The organism is Halomonas sp. 7T, from assembly GCF_025643255.1.
Lineage (GTDB): Bacteria > Pseudomonadota > Gammaproteobacteria > Pseudomonadales > Halomonadaceae > Vreelandella.
Window position 1 is genome coordinate 1708473 of record NZ_CP087112.1, and the last position, 16056, is coordinate 1724528.

At 53.6% G+C, this 16056-nt stretch carries 17 protein-coding genes; 8 read left to right on the forward strand and 9 right to left on the reverse strand.

Annotated elements, in window-relative coordinates:
* Nucleotides 1-8: 8 nt before the first annotated feature.
* On the reverse strand, nucleotides 9-2210 hold the full coding sequence (locus tag LOS15_RS07935; RefSeq protein ID WP_263069411.1) for a S8 family serine peptidase: 2202 nt from the start codon (nucleotides 2208-2210) through the stop codon (nucleotides 9-11).
* 464 nt (nucleotides 2211-2674) lie between these two features.
* On the opposite strand from LOS15_RS07935, the gene LOS15_RS07940 reads away from it, so the two are divergent.
* Nucleotides 2675-3595, forward strand: a complete 921-nt coding sequence (locus LOS15_RS07940; RefSeq protein WP_263069412.1) for a glutaminase — start codon at nucleotides 2675-2677, stop codon at nucleotides 3593-3595.
* 1 nt (nucleotide 3596) lies between these two features.
* On the opposite strand, the gene LOS15_RS07945 is transcribed toward LOS15_RS07940, so the two are convergent.
* On the reverse strand, nucleotides 3597-4448 hold the full coding sequence (locus LOS15_RS07945) for a methylated-DNA--[protein]-cysteine S-methyltransferase (RefSeq protein WP_263069414.1): 852 nt from the start codon (nucleotides 4446-4448) through the stop codon (nucleotides 3597-3599).
* Nucleotides 4449-4616: 168 nt separating this feature from the next.
* On the opposite strand from LOS15_RS07945, the gene LOS15_RS07950 reads away from it, so the two are divergent.
* Nucleotides 4617-5210 carry a LysE family translocator gene (locus LOS15_RS07950; protein ID WP_263069416.1) on the forward strand — a complete coding sequence of 198 codons (594 nt, stop codon included), beginning with the start codon at nucleotides 4617-4619 and terminating at the stop codon, nucleotides 5208-5210.
* Here the strand turns inward: LOS15_RS07950 and LOS15_RS07955 are convergent.
* Nucleotides 5196-6026: an AraC family transcriptional regulator gene (locus LOS15_RS07955; protein WP_263069418.1), complete on the reverse strand. Its 831-nt coding sequence runs from the start codon at nucleotides 6024-6026 to the stop codon at nucleotides 5196-5198. The two genes, LOS15_RS07950 and LOS15_RS07955, sit on opposite strands and share 15 nt — an antisense overlap.
* Nucleotides 6027-6225: 199 nt before the next feature.
* Here LOS15_RS07955 and LOS15_RS07960 point away from each other — a divergent pair, with 199 nt between their 5' ends.
* Together LOS15_RS07960 and LOS15_RS07965 are read left to right on the forward strand one after the other, a co-directional pair.
* A complete protein-coding gene (locus LOS15_RS07960; protein ID WP_263069421.1) occupies nucleotides 6226-7044 on the forward strand; it encodes a DUF1206 domain-containing protein in 819 nt (272 codons plus the stop codon).
* Nucleotides 7045-7055: 11 nt separating this feature from the next.
* The gene (locus LOS15_RS07965) at nucleotides 7056-7661 is read left to right on the forward strand and encodes a YqaA family protein (RefSeq protein WP_263069422.1); all 606 of its coding nucleotides are present in this window, start codon (nucleotides 7056-7058) and stop codon (nucleotides 7659-7661) included.
* Between the two features lie 54 nt (nucleotides 7662-7715).
* Here the strand turns inward: LOS15_RS07965 and LOS15_RS07970 are convergent, their stop codons facing one another.
* Entirely contained in the window at nucleotides 7716-8201 is a 486-nt protein-coding gene (locus LOS15_RS07970) for an Lrp/AsnC family transcriptional regulator (RefSeq protein ID WP_263069423.1), read from the reverse strand.
* Between the two features lie 141 nt (nucleotides 8202-8342).
* Between LOS15_RS07970 and LOS15_RS07975 the strand changes: the two genes are divergently transcribed.
* On the forward strand, nucleotides 8343-8954 hold the full coding sequence (locus tag LOS15_RS07975) for a LysE family translocator (protein WP_263069424.1): 612 nt from the start codon (nucleotides 8343-8345) through the stop codon (nucleotides 8952-8954).
* A 135-nt stretch (nucleotides 8955-9089) separates the two neighbouring features.
* On the opposite strand, the gene LOS15_RS07980 is transcribed toward LOS15_RS07975, so the two are convergent.
* On the reverse strand, nucleotides 9090-9878 hold the full coding sequence (locus tag LOS15_RS07980) for a slipin family protein (protein WP_263069426.1): 789 nt from the start codon (nucleotides 9876-9878) through the stop codon (nucleotides 9090-9092).
* Between the two features lie 29 nt (nucleotides 9879-9907).
* Nucleotides 9908-11275, reverse strand: a complete 1368-nt coding sequence (locus LOS15_RS07985) for an NfeD family protein (RefSeq protein WP_263069428.1) — start codon at nucleotides 11273-11275, stop codon at nucleotides 9908-9910.
* 266 nt (nucleotides 11276-11541) lie between these two features.
* Between LOS15_RS07985 and LOS15_RS07990 the strand changes: the two genes are divergently transcribed.
* Nucleotides 11542-12183 (forward strand): alternative oxidase, encoded by a 642-nt coding sequence (locus LOS15_RS07990; protein ID WP_263069430.1) that lies wholly within the window; start codon nucleotides 11542-11544, stop codon nucleotides 12181-12183.
* Between the two features lie 197 nt (nucleotides 12184-12380).
* Here LOS15_RS07990 and LOS15_RS07995 read toward each other — a convergent pair whose 3' ends face one another.
* Nucleotides 12381-12788 carry a DUF4019 domain-containing protein gene (locus tag LOS15_RS07995; protein WP_263069431.1) on the reverse strand — a complete coding sequence of 136 codons (408 nt, stop codon included), beginning with the start codon at nucleotides 12786-12788 and terminating at the stop codon, nucleotides 12381-12383.
* Between the two features lie 173 nt (nucleotides 12789-12961).
* On the opposite strand from LOS15_RS07995, the gene LOS15_RS08000 reads away from it, so the two are divergent.
* A complete protein-coding gene (locus tag LOS15_RS08000; RefSeq protein ID WP_263069432.1) occupies nucleotides 12962-13717 on the forward strand; it encodes a class I SAM-dependent DNA methyltransferase in 756 nt (251 codons plus the stop codon).
* On the opposite strand, the gene LOS15_RS08005 is transcribed toward LOS15_RS08000, so the two are convergent.
* Both LOS15_RS08005 and LOS15_RS08010 read right to left on the reverse strand, forming a co-directional pair.
* Complete coding sequence (locus tag LOS15_RS08005) at nucleotides 13714-14184, reverse strand: DUF1456 family protein (RefSeq protein ID WP_263069433.1); 471 nt, start codon at nucleotides 14182-14184, stop codon at nucleotides 13714-13716. The two genes, LOS15_RS08000 and LOS15_RS08005, sit on opposite strands and share 4 nt — an antisense overlap.
* Nucleotides 14185-14194: 10 nt before the next feature.
* The gene (locus LOS15_RS08010; protein WP_263069434.1) at nucleotides 14195-14617 is read right to left on the reverse strand and encodes a tetratricopeptide repeat protein; all 423 of its coding nucleotides are present in this window, start codon (nucleotides 14615-14617) and stop codon (nucleotides 14195-14197) included.
* 230 nt (nucleotides 14618-14847) lie between these two features.
* Here LOS15_RS08010 and LOS15_RS08015 point away from each other — a divergent pair, with 230 nt between their 5' ends.
* Nucleotides 14848-16047, forward strand: coding sequence for a DEAD/DEAH box helicase (locus LOS15_RS08015; RefSeq protein ID WP_263069435.1), 1200 nt, complete (start codon nucleotides 14848-14850; stop codon nucleotides 16045-16047).
* The last annotated feature ends 9 nt before the right edge of the window (nucleotides 16048-16056 follow it).

Here is a 16056-nt window from a genome sequence, read left to right on the forward strand (position 1 = left end):
CGCGCCTATTACCAAGCGTAGGTGTAGTTCACCATGGCCGCTGAATCACTCGAAGCGTCAGCATCGTGGCCCGGCTCTCGGGTATGCAGCAGGTTGAACTGCCACTGGCTGCGCGCACTGGCCGCAAACCCATAGCCCAGCTCGATGTCGAGCTGGCGACCAGACGGCTCAAGTGAGGCGCTTCGCGTCTCACGCACTACGCTGCCATCCAAGCGGCGCCCTACGGGCACATCGAAGTTCGCCGTGGCGCTGTCAATGCGCAGCGGCTGGCGCAAGGTGAGTGCCCAGCGATCGGCGCGCTCACTCTCACCTTGCCACTGTAGACCTAACGCCATTTGCTGCGCGCGCATGCTGTCCACACGGGTCAGAAGGCCGCTGCCAGTCGCGCTGCCCTGCCCCTGTTCGAATTCCGCAAAACCACGGAAGCCATCCACCTGGGCCTGCAAGCTAATGCCCACAAAGCGCATCTGATTATCGTCACCCAAGCCCAGTGCGCCGCTGCCGTTAGCGCCCAATAAGCCCTGCTGCTCGGTCAGCTGGCCGACATAGCTGTCGATACTCAGCCCTGGAGCGATTTGCCATGCAAGTCCTACGTCGGAGCGCTGTGCCTGGTAGTCACTGGCCACATCGTCTGCAACATTCCCCGCCCAATGGGAGGCCGTCATACTGAGCCGTTCGCCGACCGCATAGCGGGTTTCGATGCCATCAACCTGCTCAAAAGCCTGGGTGAGCGCCGAGCCCGCCTGAAACGAGATCATGGGCATCATGCCTAGCTCTGCGTAGTTGCCCATGGGGCTGGACTGATCGCCTGAAAAACGAAAGGCACTGAGCTGTGCGTTGCCGAAGGTGCCGTCAAAACGGCTGGACAGTAGCTCACCGTAGGCGGTGCTGCTGGTGGTAAAGCGATAATTGCCCTCAATAGCCGTCTGGGTGGTCGCTTGCGATGAGGAGGCGCTAGCCATCTGCTGCATCTGATCGCGAAGCTGGACGGCCCGTGCGGTGCGGGGCTGCGTATTGTGCCCTAAATCAATGGCATAATCTCGCCCCAGTGCGTCAAATGCCACCACATTCTCTAGTACGCGCGAAGTGGAAATCGCATCGCCATAGGCATCGGAAAGCTGCAGATAAGAGGCACCGGCCAGCGCTCCGCCCTCTGCCACACGCTGACTTTGGCTGACGAGCAGATCGCCTTCAGGCGCAAGGGCAGCGTCAATATCAGCAATGCCTTGGCCTAAATAGAAGGCACCGCAGTTAAGCGTGCCGCTAGCGCCGCAGTTATTCTGCTGAAAAAGGGCGCTCTCCTGGCTTGCCGTATCCAACAGGCGCTGGCTAGCCTGCTGAGCCGTTAAATGTGGCCATTGCCCCGCAATCCCCGCGGCATACTCAGAAATTTGTGCCGCTGAAATCGACGTGCCCTGAGCGCCCACCCTTCGGTTGACGAAATCCGTTCCAATAGAGCGCGCCTGCAACTGAGCATCGTCCCCTGGGTAACTACTCGCCGGATGAATATTGCCATTCGCCGTGGTACCCACAGCGATTAGCATCATCTCGTAAAGCCCAGGCTGGCTTGTGTAAATAGGGTTACCCTGGGTGTCGATAGCGCGACCGGTATTACCGGCGCTCACCACGTAAATCGCGCCTTTACCGCCGTTAGCATCAACAACACGCTGGTAAGAGGTAGCCGAAGTCACCCCATTAAAAGAAAGCCTGGGGTCACTGGCCTCTAAGCGGCGGGAAAAGCTCGCGTTAATTACCCTGGCACCGCGACTGGCCGCTTCACCAATAGCGTAATCGAGTGCGTTACTGTAGGTATTACCTAGGCTATCTTCTACTTTCAGCAGGTCTAAGCGGGCATTACCCAAATTGCCGCTAGTAATCGCGGAGGAAACGGCATTGCCGTGCCACTCATCAAAACCACTAACATCTGATGTTCCGCTATAAACATCTAAACTGTCGATCACTCGCTCGCTGTTAATGATGGAGGCGACATCGAACGCACTATCAGCCACCGCCACTCTTACCAAACCAGGCTCAAGCGTTGCCGGAGCTTGGCTGACACTCAAACTAGGCGTATGTGTGCCTTGGCTGCTGTCGCCACCGCCACCGCCACCGCCACCGCCACCGCCACCGCCACTTGAACCACATCCTGATAATGACAGCGTGCCGAACGCGACCCCTACCGCTAGGAAGAGAGGGCGGCGCTCAAACATGAGGGCCACCTAGGTATTTAATTAAAGTAAACATGGGATTCGTTACTCGTTTCAATGCAGGGGATGAGACGCCGGAGCATTAAATACTGATAAAAATAACGAATCAAGTTAATAAAAGCATGAAAAAAATCATCAAATAGAACGCTTAATAGAATTAAATAAAGCTGATTGATATTATATTTATAGATAAAACACCTAATTAAGCTACCGGTTATTTTAAAGATTACGCGTCTTAAAGTGACGTGCCACTTCTTAAATCAATAAGAAAGCCACCAGAAACACCGCTTATCGCTCAATTAAATTAGGCGCCATGCATGAGGAGGCCCTTTGGCGCTTTTTAACATCAATGTCACTCTAAACGGGCGTAATGTCGTGCTGAAGGGGCATACATCAGCAGACAGCCTCAGCATTTTCCGCTAGGGTAGCGGCCCCCCCCCCCACGCTGCCATACGACGATGGATTTCATGCAAGAGTTGCTTAACGACATTGCCACCCAACTTGCCCTGGAAACTGAGCGGGGCAAAGTAGCGGACTACATCCCACAATTAGCCCATGTCGATCCAAACCAGTTTGCGATTAGCTTGGCCACCATAGATGGCCAGCGCTTCTCTGCGGGCTGCGCCACCACGCCGTTCTCAATCCAGAGTATTTCCAAAGTATTCACACTGACCATCGCACTGGGCAAATGGGGCGACGGGCTGTGGTCTAAGGTCGGCCGCGAGCCTTCCGGCGACCCGTTTAACTCAATTGTTCAGTTAGAGCATGAGGGAGGTAAACCGCGTAACCCATTTATCAACGCCGGGGCCATTGCGGTAGTGGATGCCATTATGATGGGCCACGAACCCAAAGAGACCCTGGCGGAAATATTGAGCTTTGTGCGTTACATTGCTGACGACAGCAGTATCTGCTTTGACCATCAAGTCGCCGCCTCAGAAATGCAGCACAAAGACCGCAATGCATCGCTTGCCCATTTTATGAAAGCCTTTGGCCATCTGCGCCACGATGTCGACAAAGTGCTGGGCACCTACTTCCACCAGTGCGCCATCGCCATGAGCTGCGAGCAGCTTGCCCATGCGGGTCTGTTCCTAGCCTCAGACGGCGTTAACCGCCCTAGCAACCTGCGCGTGGTATCACCCCAGCGGGCGCGACGGATTAACTCGCTGATGATGATGTGCGGCCACTACGATGCGTCGGGAGAGTTCGCTTTCCGTGTCGGCCTGCCGGGCAAAAGTGGTGTAGGTGGCGGCATTTTAGCAGTTGCACCTGGACGTGGTGCGTTGGCCGTGTGGTCACCCGGTTTGGATAAATACGGCAACAGCCTGTTGGGTACACGTGCACTGGAAATGTTTGTGCAAGATACCGGCTGGTCGGTGTTTGGGCACTAGTTCACTGCTCACTTTCAAGCAAGGGAGAATGTTGGGCGGCTTCCCATGCTTGCACCTGCTGCTTGGTTTCAATGCCCCAGCGGTAGCCGCCCAGCGCGCCGCTTTGTTGAATCACCCGGTGGCAGGGAATCCATAGGGCTATCGGGTTAGCACCGACGGCATTACCCACTGCACGAGACGATTTTGGCGACCCCAGCGCCTGCGCAATATGGGAGTAGCTGGCAAGCTGCCCATCAGGAATCATCAGCAGCGCTCGCCAAACGTTAATCTGGAAGTTGGTACCGCTAACGTGCAGCGACAGCGCCCCCGTCGCGGCGTCGTGTTGTGGCTCAAACAGCGCCTCGACCGCATAACGGGTGGCGTCTGGCTGGTGGCGCAACGTGCAGCGCGGCCAATCAGCGGCCAGCTGAGTAAGAATATCCGCCTCTGGTGTGGCGGCAATAAAACCCATGCGGCAAATTCCCCTGGGGGTAGCCGCCACCAACACCTCGCCAAACGGCGTGGGATGCACGCCATAGGCAATCTCCACGCCCTCCCCTTGGCGCTTGAATTCCCCCGGCGTCACCGCTTCCAGCGTCACAAAATGATCGTAAAGCCGCGAACCACCGCTTAGCCCCAGCGCCTGGGCGGTATCGGTTAGACTCTGGGCAGAAGCAATCAGCTGCTTACCCCGCGCCAGCGTCAGCGCCTGTAGAAAGCGCTTCGGGCTGATGCCTGCGTAGCGGCAAAACAGCCGTTGGAAATGGAACGCGCTCAAATGCACCGTTGCCGCCACCGTTTCCAAACTGGGCTGCTGGGCGGCATTCGCCACCATAAAGGCCATGGCTTTTTCAATCCGGGCGTAGTCGTTCATCGCTTCATTCTCACGGGCCACATTGCGGAGTAGAGCTTATGTACGCTCCAGCTTACCCAGCAAAGGCGCCAAACCCCACCCGAATCTTGCGCAAGTCATGCATCAATTTTGTGCAATACGCCGACAGCGCTCTCTCGCAAACTGCCACCTCCCTTCAGGAGGAACATTATGAACACATCGCTACTGTTACCCATGTCGGCGTTTGCTCTGGCGGCGTCTATTTCACCAGGGCCAGTTAATATCGTTTGTTTAAGCAGCGGCACCCACTACCCCATTCATAAAGGTTTCATCTTCGTGACGGGGGCGACGCTGGGCTTTCTCGTGCTGTTTCTTGGTATTGGCGCAGGCCTCTACTCGCTGCTGAATGTGATGCCCTGGCTGGAGGAGGCGCTAAAATGGGCAGGTATCGTGTTCTTACTCTATCTAAGCGTTCGTTTGCTCCAGCACAATGGCCATGTAGGGGAACACACCCCACATAAAGCTCCTGGCTTTTTCACTGGGGCTGCCATGCAGTGGCTAAACCCCAAAGCGTGGCTGGCCTCGGCAGCGGGCATTGGCGCGTACACCAATGGTAACGACCCTTATCTGATTGGCCTGTTTGCCCTTCTATATCTACCAATCTGTTGGCTTTCCCTGGCAAGCTGGGTTTACGCGGGGGTATTTCTAAAACGCTATATGCACCGCTCCGTGGTGCTACTAACGATCAATCGCTGCCTGGCAGCAGGCTTGGCAGGCAGCGCGTTATTTCTACTTTTTGAATAAGGGTGCGCGGTATTGATTTGGCGTAGCAGCTACCAGCCGCTTGAACGTACGTTGAAAATGGGGCTGATCGTTAAACCCCGCCGTTAGTGCCGCCTCAACAATCGGTTGGCCTTGCCTTAACGCCGCTTGTCCTAGCTGAATGCGTTGGTTGATCAGATAGGCATGAGGCGTTAAGCCATAGTGCTGCTTGAACGAACGAATCAGATGCCCCGCGCTGTATCCCGTTTGTTGGGATAAATCATCCAGCGAAATATCGCGTGCGCAGTGTTCGCGCAGATAATGCGCCACCTGCGCCAGCAGTTTTGGCGTTGGCGGTTGCGCCAGCGGCGGCTCTTCTGCCAGTTCAATCATCAGTGTCGTTAGATAAGTTGTTAATGTCTGCTGTTTGAGGTCAATCGTGCCTTGCTCATCCAATAAGCAATCGGCCATTTCGCAAAACTGGGTATAGAGAATAGGCTGGCGGATGACCGCCGTGGCGATGTCTTGCCACTCTAAGGAGGGCAGCAGACCAAGTTGATAACGTAGTTCACTCAACCAACAGCTGTCGACATAGAGCATTAAATACGCCCAAGGTTGATCAGCGACTGGGTTGCAGGCATGTACCCAGTGTGGGTTCATCATGACCAAGTCACCGGCGCTAATCTGATGCGATGCATCCCGATATAGAAAGGTGCTGACACCGGCGGTCACCGCCCCCAGCGACCAGTGCGCATGACTATGTGGTGCATAACACACCTGCCGCGCATCCATTATCTTGCGCAGCTCGACATGTGGCATATGCTCATCACGCCAGAAAATAGGCAATACATGATTCATCCGCTTATCGGACTCCCTAATATACTGAAGGCGAATGTCATCGCATTTGGCCCTACACCGGGTGAACATACCCTTCAAATTGCAGCATAGTCTAAGCTGGACAATAGCACAGCGCGCGCACAGTATGGGCCGCCAGACAGGCTCTAGATAAGCCAGATTGCATAGGAATTCGCAATGCCATTAACGTCAGGAGGACACTTTGGCCAATCGTATGAATAACCCAGACCATCGTGATGCGATTACCCTGTTTGCTCGCATGGGCTACGCGTCACGCGGCATCGTTTATGTATTAGTGGGTGGCCTCGCCGCCCTGGCAGCCTTTGGGCAAGGCGGCCAAACCGAGGGCAGCCGGGGCGCTTTAGAACGGGTGCTCACCGCCCCGTTTGGAAAAATCATGCTAGGTCTCATTGCTGTGGGTTTGGTCGGCTACGCTATGTGGCGGACGATCCAAGCCGTCAAAGACGCCGACCATCACGGCAACGGTGCCAAAGGCTTAGCCATTCGTTCGGGCTTGTTAGCCAGCGCCGTCACCCATACGCTGCTAGCTTTTTTTGCCGCCACGCTCATCTTTCAGTTTGCGGGTTCTTCGGGTGGTTCCGGCAGCGGCTCCCAAGGGGCAGCGGATTGGCTCATGCAACAGCCCTTTGGCCGCTGGTTGGTAGGCGGGACCGGGTTAATTGTGATTGGCGTTGGCGTGGCTCACGCTGTTAAAGGCTATAAGGCCAAATTCGACAAACATTTTGCGATGCCACCACAAACTCAACAATGGGCTTACCCCATCTGCCGATTCGGCTTAGTGGTTCGCGGTCTGGTCTTTTTAATAGTAGGGAGCTTTTTTATCATCGCGGCCTACCAAATTAATCCCGATCAAGCAGGTGGTATGGGCGAAGTCTTCAGCACATTGCGCAGCCAACCCTTCGGCCAATGGTTGCTTGCCTTTGTCGCCCTGGGGCTCTTTGCGTTTGGTCTCTACAGCCTTTTAGCAGCTGTCTATCGCCGCATTAATACTGAAATGTAGAGAACCATCTGATGCTTTCAACAACCCACACGAAACAGTGGTTCGAGCGTATTAATGGCTCGAAAAACATGCTGTGGTTACTCGGCACGCTCTCTTTTTTAGAAACCATTATTTTGCCAATTCCCATTGAACTGGTGTTAATCCCGCTCATGGCGATGAACAAGCAGCGCATTTGGGCAATAGCCACCGCGACGACCCTCGGCTGCCTGATAGCGTCCATTGTGGGCTATGCCGTTGGCATGGTGCTGTATCAATCCATAGGGACATGGTTTATCGAATTTATGGGAATGGAGCAGAGCTATCAGGCGTTTCAGGACGTCTTTAACCAGTACGGCTTTGCCGCCATTTTGGCGATTGGTATTTTGCCCATTCCGTTTCAGGTTGCGATGATTACCGCGGGCCTTTCTGGCTATCCCATTGTGCTTTTCGCCCTAGCGGCGTTCATCGCACGCGGGTTGCGCTATTACGGCATTGCCTGGCTAGTACACCGCTTTGGCCACCGAGTAGAAACGATGTGGAAGCGCCATGCGCTTAAAACCAGCCTGGCGCTGGGCATAGTGGTACTGGTAGCGGCCGTCGGTTTTCAGACGCTAGCGGGGGTGATGATGTCGCATTGATCGCCAAACCGAAAATCGACCCACCTTCTGGCTACCCACCTATCGACTGAGGAGCTAGGCCTTATTGCTATTATCCAGCGGTAAGGTTCCGTACTCTTTCACCGGTTGAATCGCAAAGTTGCTGCGAATATCGCTCACGCCTGGTAAGCGCAGCAACGTCCCCGTTAAAAACGCCTCGTATGCTGCCAAGCTGGGCACGACCACCTGTAGCAGAAAATCAGACTCACCAGATACCAAGTGCGCAGTCACTACTTCCGGCAGTTTAACCACAGCCTCTCGAAAGGCATTGGCTTGCTCTTCATGGTGGCGCTCCACTTTTATGCCCACAAACACCGTTAACTCCAGCCCAACGCTTCGGCGATCAAGCTCTGCATGGTAACCACGGATAATGCCGCTAGCTTCCAAGCGCCGCACTCGGCGTAAACAGGGAGACGGCGACAAATTCACTTTCTCCGCAAGCTCCACATTGGTTAAGCGAGCATCCCCCTGTAGTAACGCAAGAATGAGGCGGTCGGTCGCATCTAACTGATCACTTGGCATAAGCAAGTATTTTCCTACTACTGATTAGCATAAAACACCAATAACAACTGATTTATGGGCGCAAATGGCAAGAAATCACTCATGAACTTAACGGTATCATGCCTTTTATGAAGCCACCACGTGCATGTTGAGGAAGCGGCCATGGAAATCGGTCTTTTTATTAGCGCTTTAGCCATTGTTTACCTGATTCCAGGGCCGGATATGCTGTTAGTGCTGCATACCAGTAGCACGCTGAGCCGCAAGCATGGATTCGCGACAGCGTTAGGGCTAGCCATCGCCCGAGGGCTGCATGTGGCGTTAGCAGGCCTAGGCTTAGCGGCCCTATTTGTCGCTGCCCCATGGCTGTTTGATACCGTTCGTTACCTTGGTGCTGCCTACTTGGTTTGGGTGGGCGTACAGTTAATTCGTACCCATCAAGGCGCAGATACTCACCACCCGCACGCATCGCTCACCGGAAGCTATTACCTGGCTTGGAGACGAGGCTTTTTAACGAATCTGCTGAACCCAAAATCGCTGCTTTTTTGTTCGGTGTTATTACCCCAGTTTGTTCACACACAACAGGGGGGCGTTGCGCTTCAATTTACTTTATTGGGGATTGTTCTGGTGGGCGTGGGGCTTTTGTATGACTCGCTATATGCCTGTTTAGGCGCACAAATGCAGCGCTGGTTTGCCAACCATCAAAAAAGACAAACCTTACAACGCTGGGTCTTTGGAACACTCATTATCGGCTTTGCCGTGCGGTTAGCATCTTAACGGGCGCTGTTGAAAGTCAGCCTTGAGAGAATAACCGCTGCCAGCGGGCCTGATTAGCCAACGCGCTATATGTGCACATACTAAGCATTCACGTACTAAGCATGCACATACTAAGCAGCCAGCTGGCAGCAAACGTTATGCACCGTCTTGCTGATTATCCGGCGCAGACGCCTGATGCTTCGCTTTCATATCTTTAAACGCTTCCATAATGTCCATAGGTAGCGGGAACACAATGGTTGAAGCATTTTTATTGCTCATATCACTCATGGTTTGCAGATAACGCAGCTGGAGTGCGGCGGAGTTTTCTTGCATGACATTAGCGGCTTCCACAAGCTTTTTCGATGCCTGTAGTTCACCCTCTGCGTGAATGACCTTGGCGCGACGTTCACGTTCTGCCTCTGCTTGGCGAGCAATGGCGCGAATCATGCTCTCATCCAGATCGACATGTTTGATCTCAACGTTCGCAACTTTTATGCCCCATGCTTCCGTCTGGGTATCGATGATCTCTTGAATATCATCGTTCAGCTTATCTCGTTCAGAGAGCATCTCATCAAGGTCATGCTTACCTAGTACAGAGCGAAGGGTTGTTTGCGCCAATTGGCTAGTGGCCTGGGTAAAGTTCTCCACCTGAATAATCGCCCTCTCAGGGTCAACCACGCGAAAGTACAGCACGGCATTCACTTTTACCGTCACGTTATCTTGGGAAATCACGTCTTGCTCGGGCACATCCATCGTGATGACGCGCAAATCCACGACTTCCATCTTTTGAACGCCAGGAATCACAATCACCAGCCCTGGCCCTTTCACCTTTTGGTAGCGCCCAAGAAAGAACACTACCCCTCGCTTATACTCGGGCAAGATACGCAGAGAGGCAGCAAATAGCATTACTACCAACACAACGGGAACAAAATAAGAAAGGATCATTGCACACCTCGTCTAGCCGTTGGTTTTGATTAATAAGGCTCCACATGGACAGTGAGACCATTAAGCCTCACGACCTTTAAGGTATCGCCTTGCTTAACGGGCACCTCACACGCTGCGTTCCACCGTTCACCATGAAGTCGCACATGGCCTTGCTCTTGAAAGTCCTCTAATGCAATAGCTTCAGCACCAATAAGCTGTTCTACCCCCGTGTGTGCGGGGCGTCTACGTAGCGTGGCAAATCGAGTGAGTGTCCATAACATCAAACTGGCTGAAATGAGCGCTACCCCACCAATCAGAGGTAACGAAATAGCCAGGTATTCCGCGTCCATCAGCATTACCGAGCCAAGCACAAAGGCCACAATGCCCCCCACGCCTAGTACACCAAAACTGGGGAGTAGCGTTTCCCCCACCATGAGCGCTAGCCCCACCACCACCAACGCTAGTCCCGCGTAGTTGATGGGCAGTACCTGAAAGGCAAAAAGTGCTAATAAAAGCGAAATAACACCGATGGTGCCTGGGAATAGGCTACCAGGGCTTGATAGCTCAAAAATGAGTCCGTAAAAGCCAATAATCATCAGAAAGTAGGCAATATTGGGGTTCGTGATCAGCGACAACAGCTGGGTACGCCAATCTGGATCAAAACGCTCGACGATCATATTCTCTGTCGCTAACGTGATCTCTCCTTGCTCCATCACCACCGTCATGCCGTCCAGCTGCGCTAAGAGGTCATCGATGTCTCGTGCGACGACATCAATGACATTCTGCTCCAGTGCTTGGTTAGCCGTGAGATTGACTGCATCACGCACCGCCTCCTCTGCCCACTCAGCATTGCGCCCATGGCGCTCTGCCAAGCCACGAATAAAGCTAACAGCGTCCTCCAGTACCTTTCGCTCCATCGCAGTGCCTTCACGCTCTGCATTAGTTGAAGCGTCGTCGTTTTCTTCCGCATCATCCTCGCTGCCCGGCAAGCCCGAGCCACCCATCTGTACCGGCGTGGCGGAGCCTAAATGGGTCGAAGGCGCCATAGCCGCCACGTGGCTACCATACAGTAGATAAGTGCCAGCGCTTGCCGCACGTGCGCCGCTGGGGGAAACATACATAGCCACGGGGATCTCGGAATTAAGCATGGTTTGAATCATGTCGCGGGTCGTTTCAACCAGCCCGCCGGGCGTATTAAGCTCAACAATCACCAGCTGACTATCGTGCTCTTTAGCGCGACGAAGGCCCCGCTCAAAATAGTCTTTTGTGGCTGGGCCAATGGCGCCCTCAACATTAAGCACTAGCGCGCTGGCACCGCTGCTTTGCGCCACTGCCTGCCAAGTGAATGACAATGCCGCCATCATTACGCCCACCAGCAGTACCCACAGCCAATGCGATTTGAGAGGAAAAGCGTGCATATTCACTCCCGCGCTTTGCGCCATTATCAAAGTCCTACAGCAGTGACCGCTACAACACCACTTGGTTTCACAAAACCTATACAGCCCATGACGACCAGAAAAGAGCCGTAAATATCAAAACCCCTCTTTAACGTAGCAACCCCTGGTTGGGCTCGCCATAAATTAAGTAAAAGTAAGCACTAATGCTTACATTCTTTACATTTCTTGCGTGAACCAGACTCTTATACAGAAGTCGTACCACTAGGACATTTAAGATAAGGAAGATAATGATGCGCACCACCAACGACCGTACAGCCGAAAGCGACACAAAGCAGACCCACTATCAACCACGCGGACTTTCTGATCGCATTGCTTATCGGTTAGTACGTTTCATGCGCTTTTTTGCAGATGCTTTTTTTGCAGGCCGCTATGGCCATCGGGCGGTCATTTTAGAAACGGTGGCCGCGGTGCCCGGCATGGTCGGAGGCGCCATTCAGCATTTACATGCCTTGCGGCGAATTAAAGATGACGACGGCTGGATTCGTACGCTGCTGGACGAAGCTGAAAATGAGCGCATGCACTTAATGACGTTTATCGAAGTGGCCAAACCTAACCGCTTTGAGCGTTTCATTATTATGTTGGCGCAAGGTATTTTCTTTAACCTGTTTTTCTTGCTTTACCTCTGCTCCAGCAAAACCGCCCACCGGGTAGTGGGTTACTTAGAAGAGGAAGCCGTTTATAGCTACACCGAGTACCTAGAGGGAATTGATCGCGGCGAATACGAAAACATCCCCGCTCCGCAAATCGCTATCGACTACTGGAACTTGCCGCAGGATGCTCGGCTGCGTGAGGTGGTGGTTGCGGTAAGGGCTGATGAAGCAGGCCATCGTGACACCAACCATGATTTTGCTGATCAGCTCTCTCAATAACTTTCTCAATAACTTTCTCAATAACTTTCTCAATAACTTTCTCAACAACTTCTCAATAACCCTCTCAGTAACTCTATCAATAGCGCTGTCTAGGCAGTTCTATTTCAATCATGATACTCAGTCGTTTCCACTACTCGTTAAGTTGGCGCCGCTGGTTCAGCGGCGCTGCTGTAACTTCCGCCACGTCTGACCTGTCCTTATTGAATATAATAGCCGCTCACGCGCCACGTGCCGTTTTCAAGATGGGGCGTTACCACCTCCATCACCCTGGGGTTATTTTCAAAACGCGTTTGGAACGTAAACTCCTTGTAGTCCCCTCGCGGTGCGCCGGGCATCGATGTGTACTGCGACACACGCACGCGACGTCGCGCTTGCGCTGCGCCAAGATCCCGCCGCGACAGCGAAATAGTGCGCTGAAGCATGGCCGATGAAAGCGGTGCTTGTAACAGCGGCGAAGCGTTCTCCCACGCCTGCTGATACTCCGCGTTATCAATCATGGCCAACCAGGCTAACGCAGCTTGTTCTGCGGCTTGAACTGACGCCTTGGCGAGGGTCGGAAGAGTAAGCAAAACAACGGTAAAACAAAGGGCAAGTACTTTGCGCATGGCGGGCTCTTTTCGCGGCAGGAGAAGTTAATGACTCTTTACATTATCGGAAAGTTAGCGCGATTCTTTAGCCGTTGCATTCATTAGCCACGGTGGCATCTTGCTTCTCAAACCCCAACCGCTCGTTTACTATGCGCCTTCTCATTTATTTCAGCCCTCACCATTAGGCCACTATGTCCGTCAACGCACTCTACACCGACCTTTCCGGCTACTACGATTTGATGTGCGTCGACATCGACTACCAGGCCCAAAGCCACGCCATTCGTCGCCTGCACCAAATTTTTGGCAACGAAGGCAAACGCCACTTGGATTTAGCCTGCGGTACCGGCCCCCATGTGCGCCATTTTCTGGATGCGGGCTACACCAGCAGCGGGTTGGATATTAACCAACCGATGCTGGATCTCGCCGCCCAACGCTGCCCAGAGGCGCACTTCTCACTGCAAGACATGAGTAGCTTTGAGGTCGACGAGCCGCTGGATCTCATCACCTGCTTTCTGTACTCCATCCACTACAGCGATGGCCTAGAGAAGCTAAGCGCCTGCATTGCCAGCGCCCACCGCGCGTTAAACGAAGGCGGCGTGCTCTACTTTAACGGCGTGGATAAGCAGCGCATTAATAACGAGCTCTCCGTGAAGCACACGGCCACGCAGGCAAACGCCACGTTCAGCTTCCGCTCGGGTTGGCACTACAGCGGCCAAGGGGCGCGGCAGTCGTTACGGCTGAGCATTGAGAAAACAGAGGCAGGGGCAACGCAGGTATGGAACGACGAGCACCCCATGGTAGCGGTCAGCTTTAGCGAACTTATCGCCCTGCTGGAGCCCACCTTCGAGGTGCACGTATTTGAGCACGACTACCAGACCATCACACCCTGGGATAACGTCTCAGGCAATGCGATCTTCGTGTGCGTAAAGCGCGAGAGCCTTGCTTAGCCTTTATCGTTCGGGCGCAGCTGAAGCTGAATGCCCATCAGGAAATTGCGTAGCATTTGATCTTTGCACTCACGGTAATTCTTATGGCTCGGCTTGCGGAAAAACGCGCTGAGCTCGTGTGCGCTAAGCGGCAGCCCCACCTGATCAAACACTTCCAGCACGTCTTCCGCTTTCATGTTGAGCGCAATCCGCAGCTTCTGGAACACCATGTTGTTGTTGAGCTGCGACTCTGGCGCAGGCACTGGCCCTTCACGTTTGCCGCGCTTAAAGCTGATAAAACCGTTTAAAAACGCGGCCAGCTCCCGGTTTTTCATAGTCACGAAAGCGTCGTCATCGTCTTTCTTCAGCCACGCGGTGACCTGCGGCTGGGTAACGGGCACTTCTGCCAGCGCGAAGATATCCACGATGGTGTTATCTTTTAAATCAAAGGTGTAGCGGATACGGCGAAAAATATCGTTATTGGTCAAAATCAGGTTCCTAACCGGTAGTTAATGTTGCCAGCAGCTCATCAATTTCTGCTTTGAGTTCGTTATCTTCAATAGTGTGGGCACTGGCTTGGGCCTGCTGCAAACGTTCAATGGCCGCTTGAGTATCGCCCAGTTCCACTTGCAGCGTTGCCATGGAAAAACCAATCGACGCAATATGGTCGTTCGACTGCTTGGCCACCGCCTTATCCAGCGCTTTTTGGTAGATAGGCAGCGCGTCTTCTAGCTCTTCGGTAAAGTCGGCGAGGGTTTCCCACTGCTCCGGGTGGTCTTTCTCGGTGTTCTCGTGCTCAGAGCAGATCGCCTGTAGCTCGGCGTACAGTGCTTCAAAGGTGGCGCGGTCATCTTTGGCAGCGGCCTTCATCAGCTTTTCGGCGAGCTCATACACTGCCTTGTAAATTTTGGTGTTAATCATCGACCACTACCCCTATTGCTTAAAAACGAATGACTCAAAAACAGACTGACCACAAACCCGACAAGCCTAGGCTTCTGGGCGAATGAGGGCATTATACCTTGTGGGGATAGGGGTACGGGGGAAGGTTGGAGGGAAATAAACGAGTATTCGAGCTACGAACTGCTAATTTTACGCTATGCTGCACCACTTTTTATTTTCGACACCCCTTACGACCTTTGTCAGAGCTACTAATGCCCTTCTCAAAACTAGGCTTATCCAGCCCGCTAGTTCAAGCCATTGCTGAACTTGGTTACAAAACACCCACGCCCATCCAGGAACAAGCGATTCCTGTCGTTCTTTCGGGTAAAGACTTAATCGCCACCGCACAAACCGGCACCGGTAAAACCGCTGCCTTTGTGCTGCCGCTGCTGGAAAAATTCAGCAAAGTAGCAGAACCGCTGCGCGGTAAACGCATTCGCGCACTGATCCTGGTGCCAACCCGCGAGCTAGCGGTTCAGGTGGAAGCCAGCGTAGCCCAATACGCGAAGCATACCCAGCTCACCTCGATGGCCGCGTATGGCGGCGTAGATACTGCGCCGCAAAAAGAGCGCTTAATCGAAGGGGTGGATATTCTGGTCGCCACACCGGGCAGGCTGCTGGATTTAGCGCATCAGCGCGCGCTGCACTTTGATGAACTGCAAGTCATGGTGCTGGACGAAGCAGACAGAATGGTGGATATGGGGTTTGTGGATGACATCCACAAAATCATCGTGCGCCTGCCTGCAAACCGTCAGAACCTGCTGTTCACCGCCACCATGACCAACGACGTGCGCGCCATCGCCCACGCATTTTCAGACACCAAGATGACCGACATGGCGGCCGACATTTCCATTACGCCCAATGTCCGCGCCGCCGCCACGATCAAACAGTGGCTGATCACGGTCGATAAAGACACCAAGTCCGCCCTGTTGAGCCACTTGATCAACGAGCAAGAGTGGGATCAGGCGCTGATTTTTGTCGAGAAAAAACACAGTGCCGCCAAGCTGGTCGCCCAGCTGGAAAAACGCGGTATTAAAGCGGATTCCATTCACGGCGGCAGAAGCCAAGCCATGCGCGAGACGGTGTTGGCGCAGTTTAAATCGGGCGAACTGAAGTACTTGGTGGCCACCGGCGTCGCCGCGCGGGGCCTGGATATTGGCGAACTTAGCCGCGTGGTGAATTACGATTTACCCTTCCAGCCAGAAGAGTACATCCACCGCATTGGCCGCACTGGCCGTGCGGGTGCCTCCGGTGAAGCGATCTCGCTGGTCGATATCAGCGACTTCAAAAACCTGTGCGCGATTGAAAGGCGTTTGAAAAACACGATTGAACGCAAAGAAGTGGAAGGCTTCCCGGTCAAAAAAGCCGTGCCCGCGTCTAACTTGAATCACGTTAAAAAAAGTAGCCGTTAAGCGCTAACT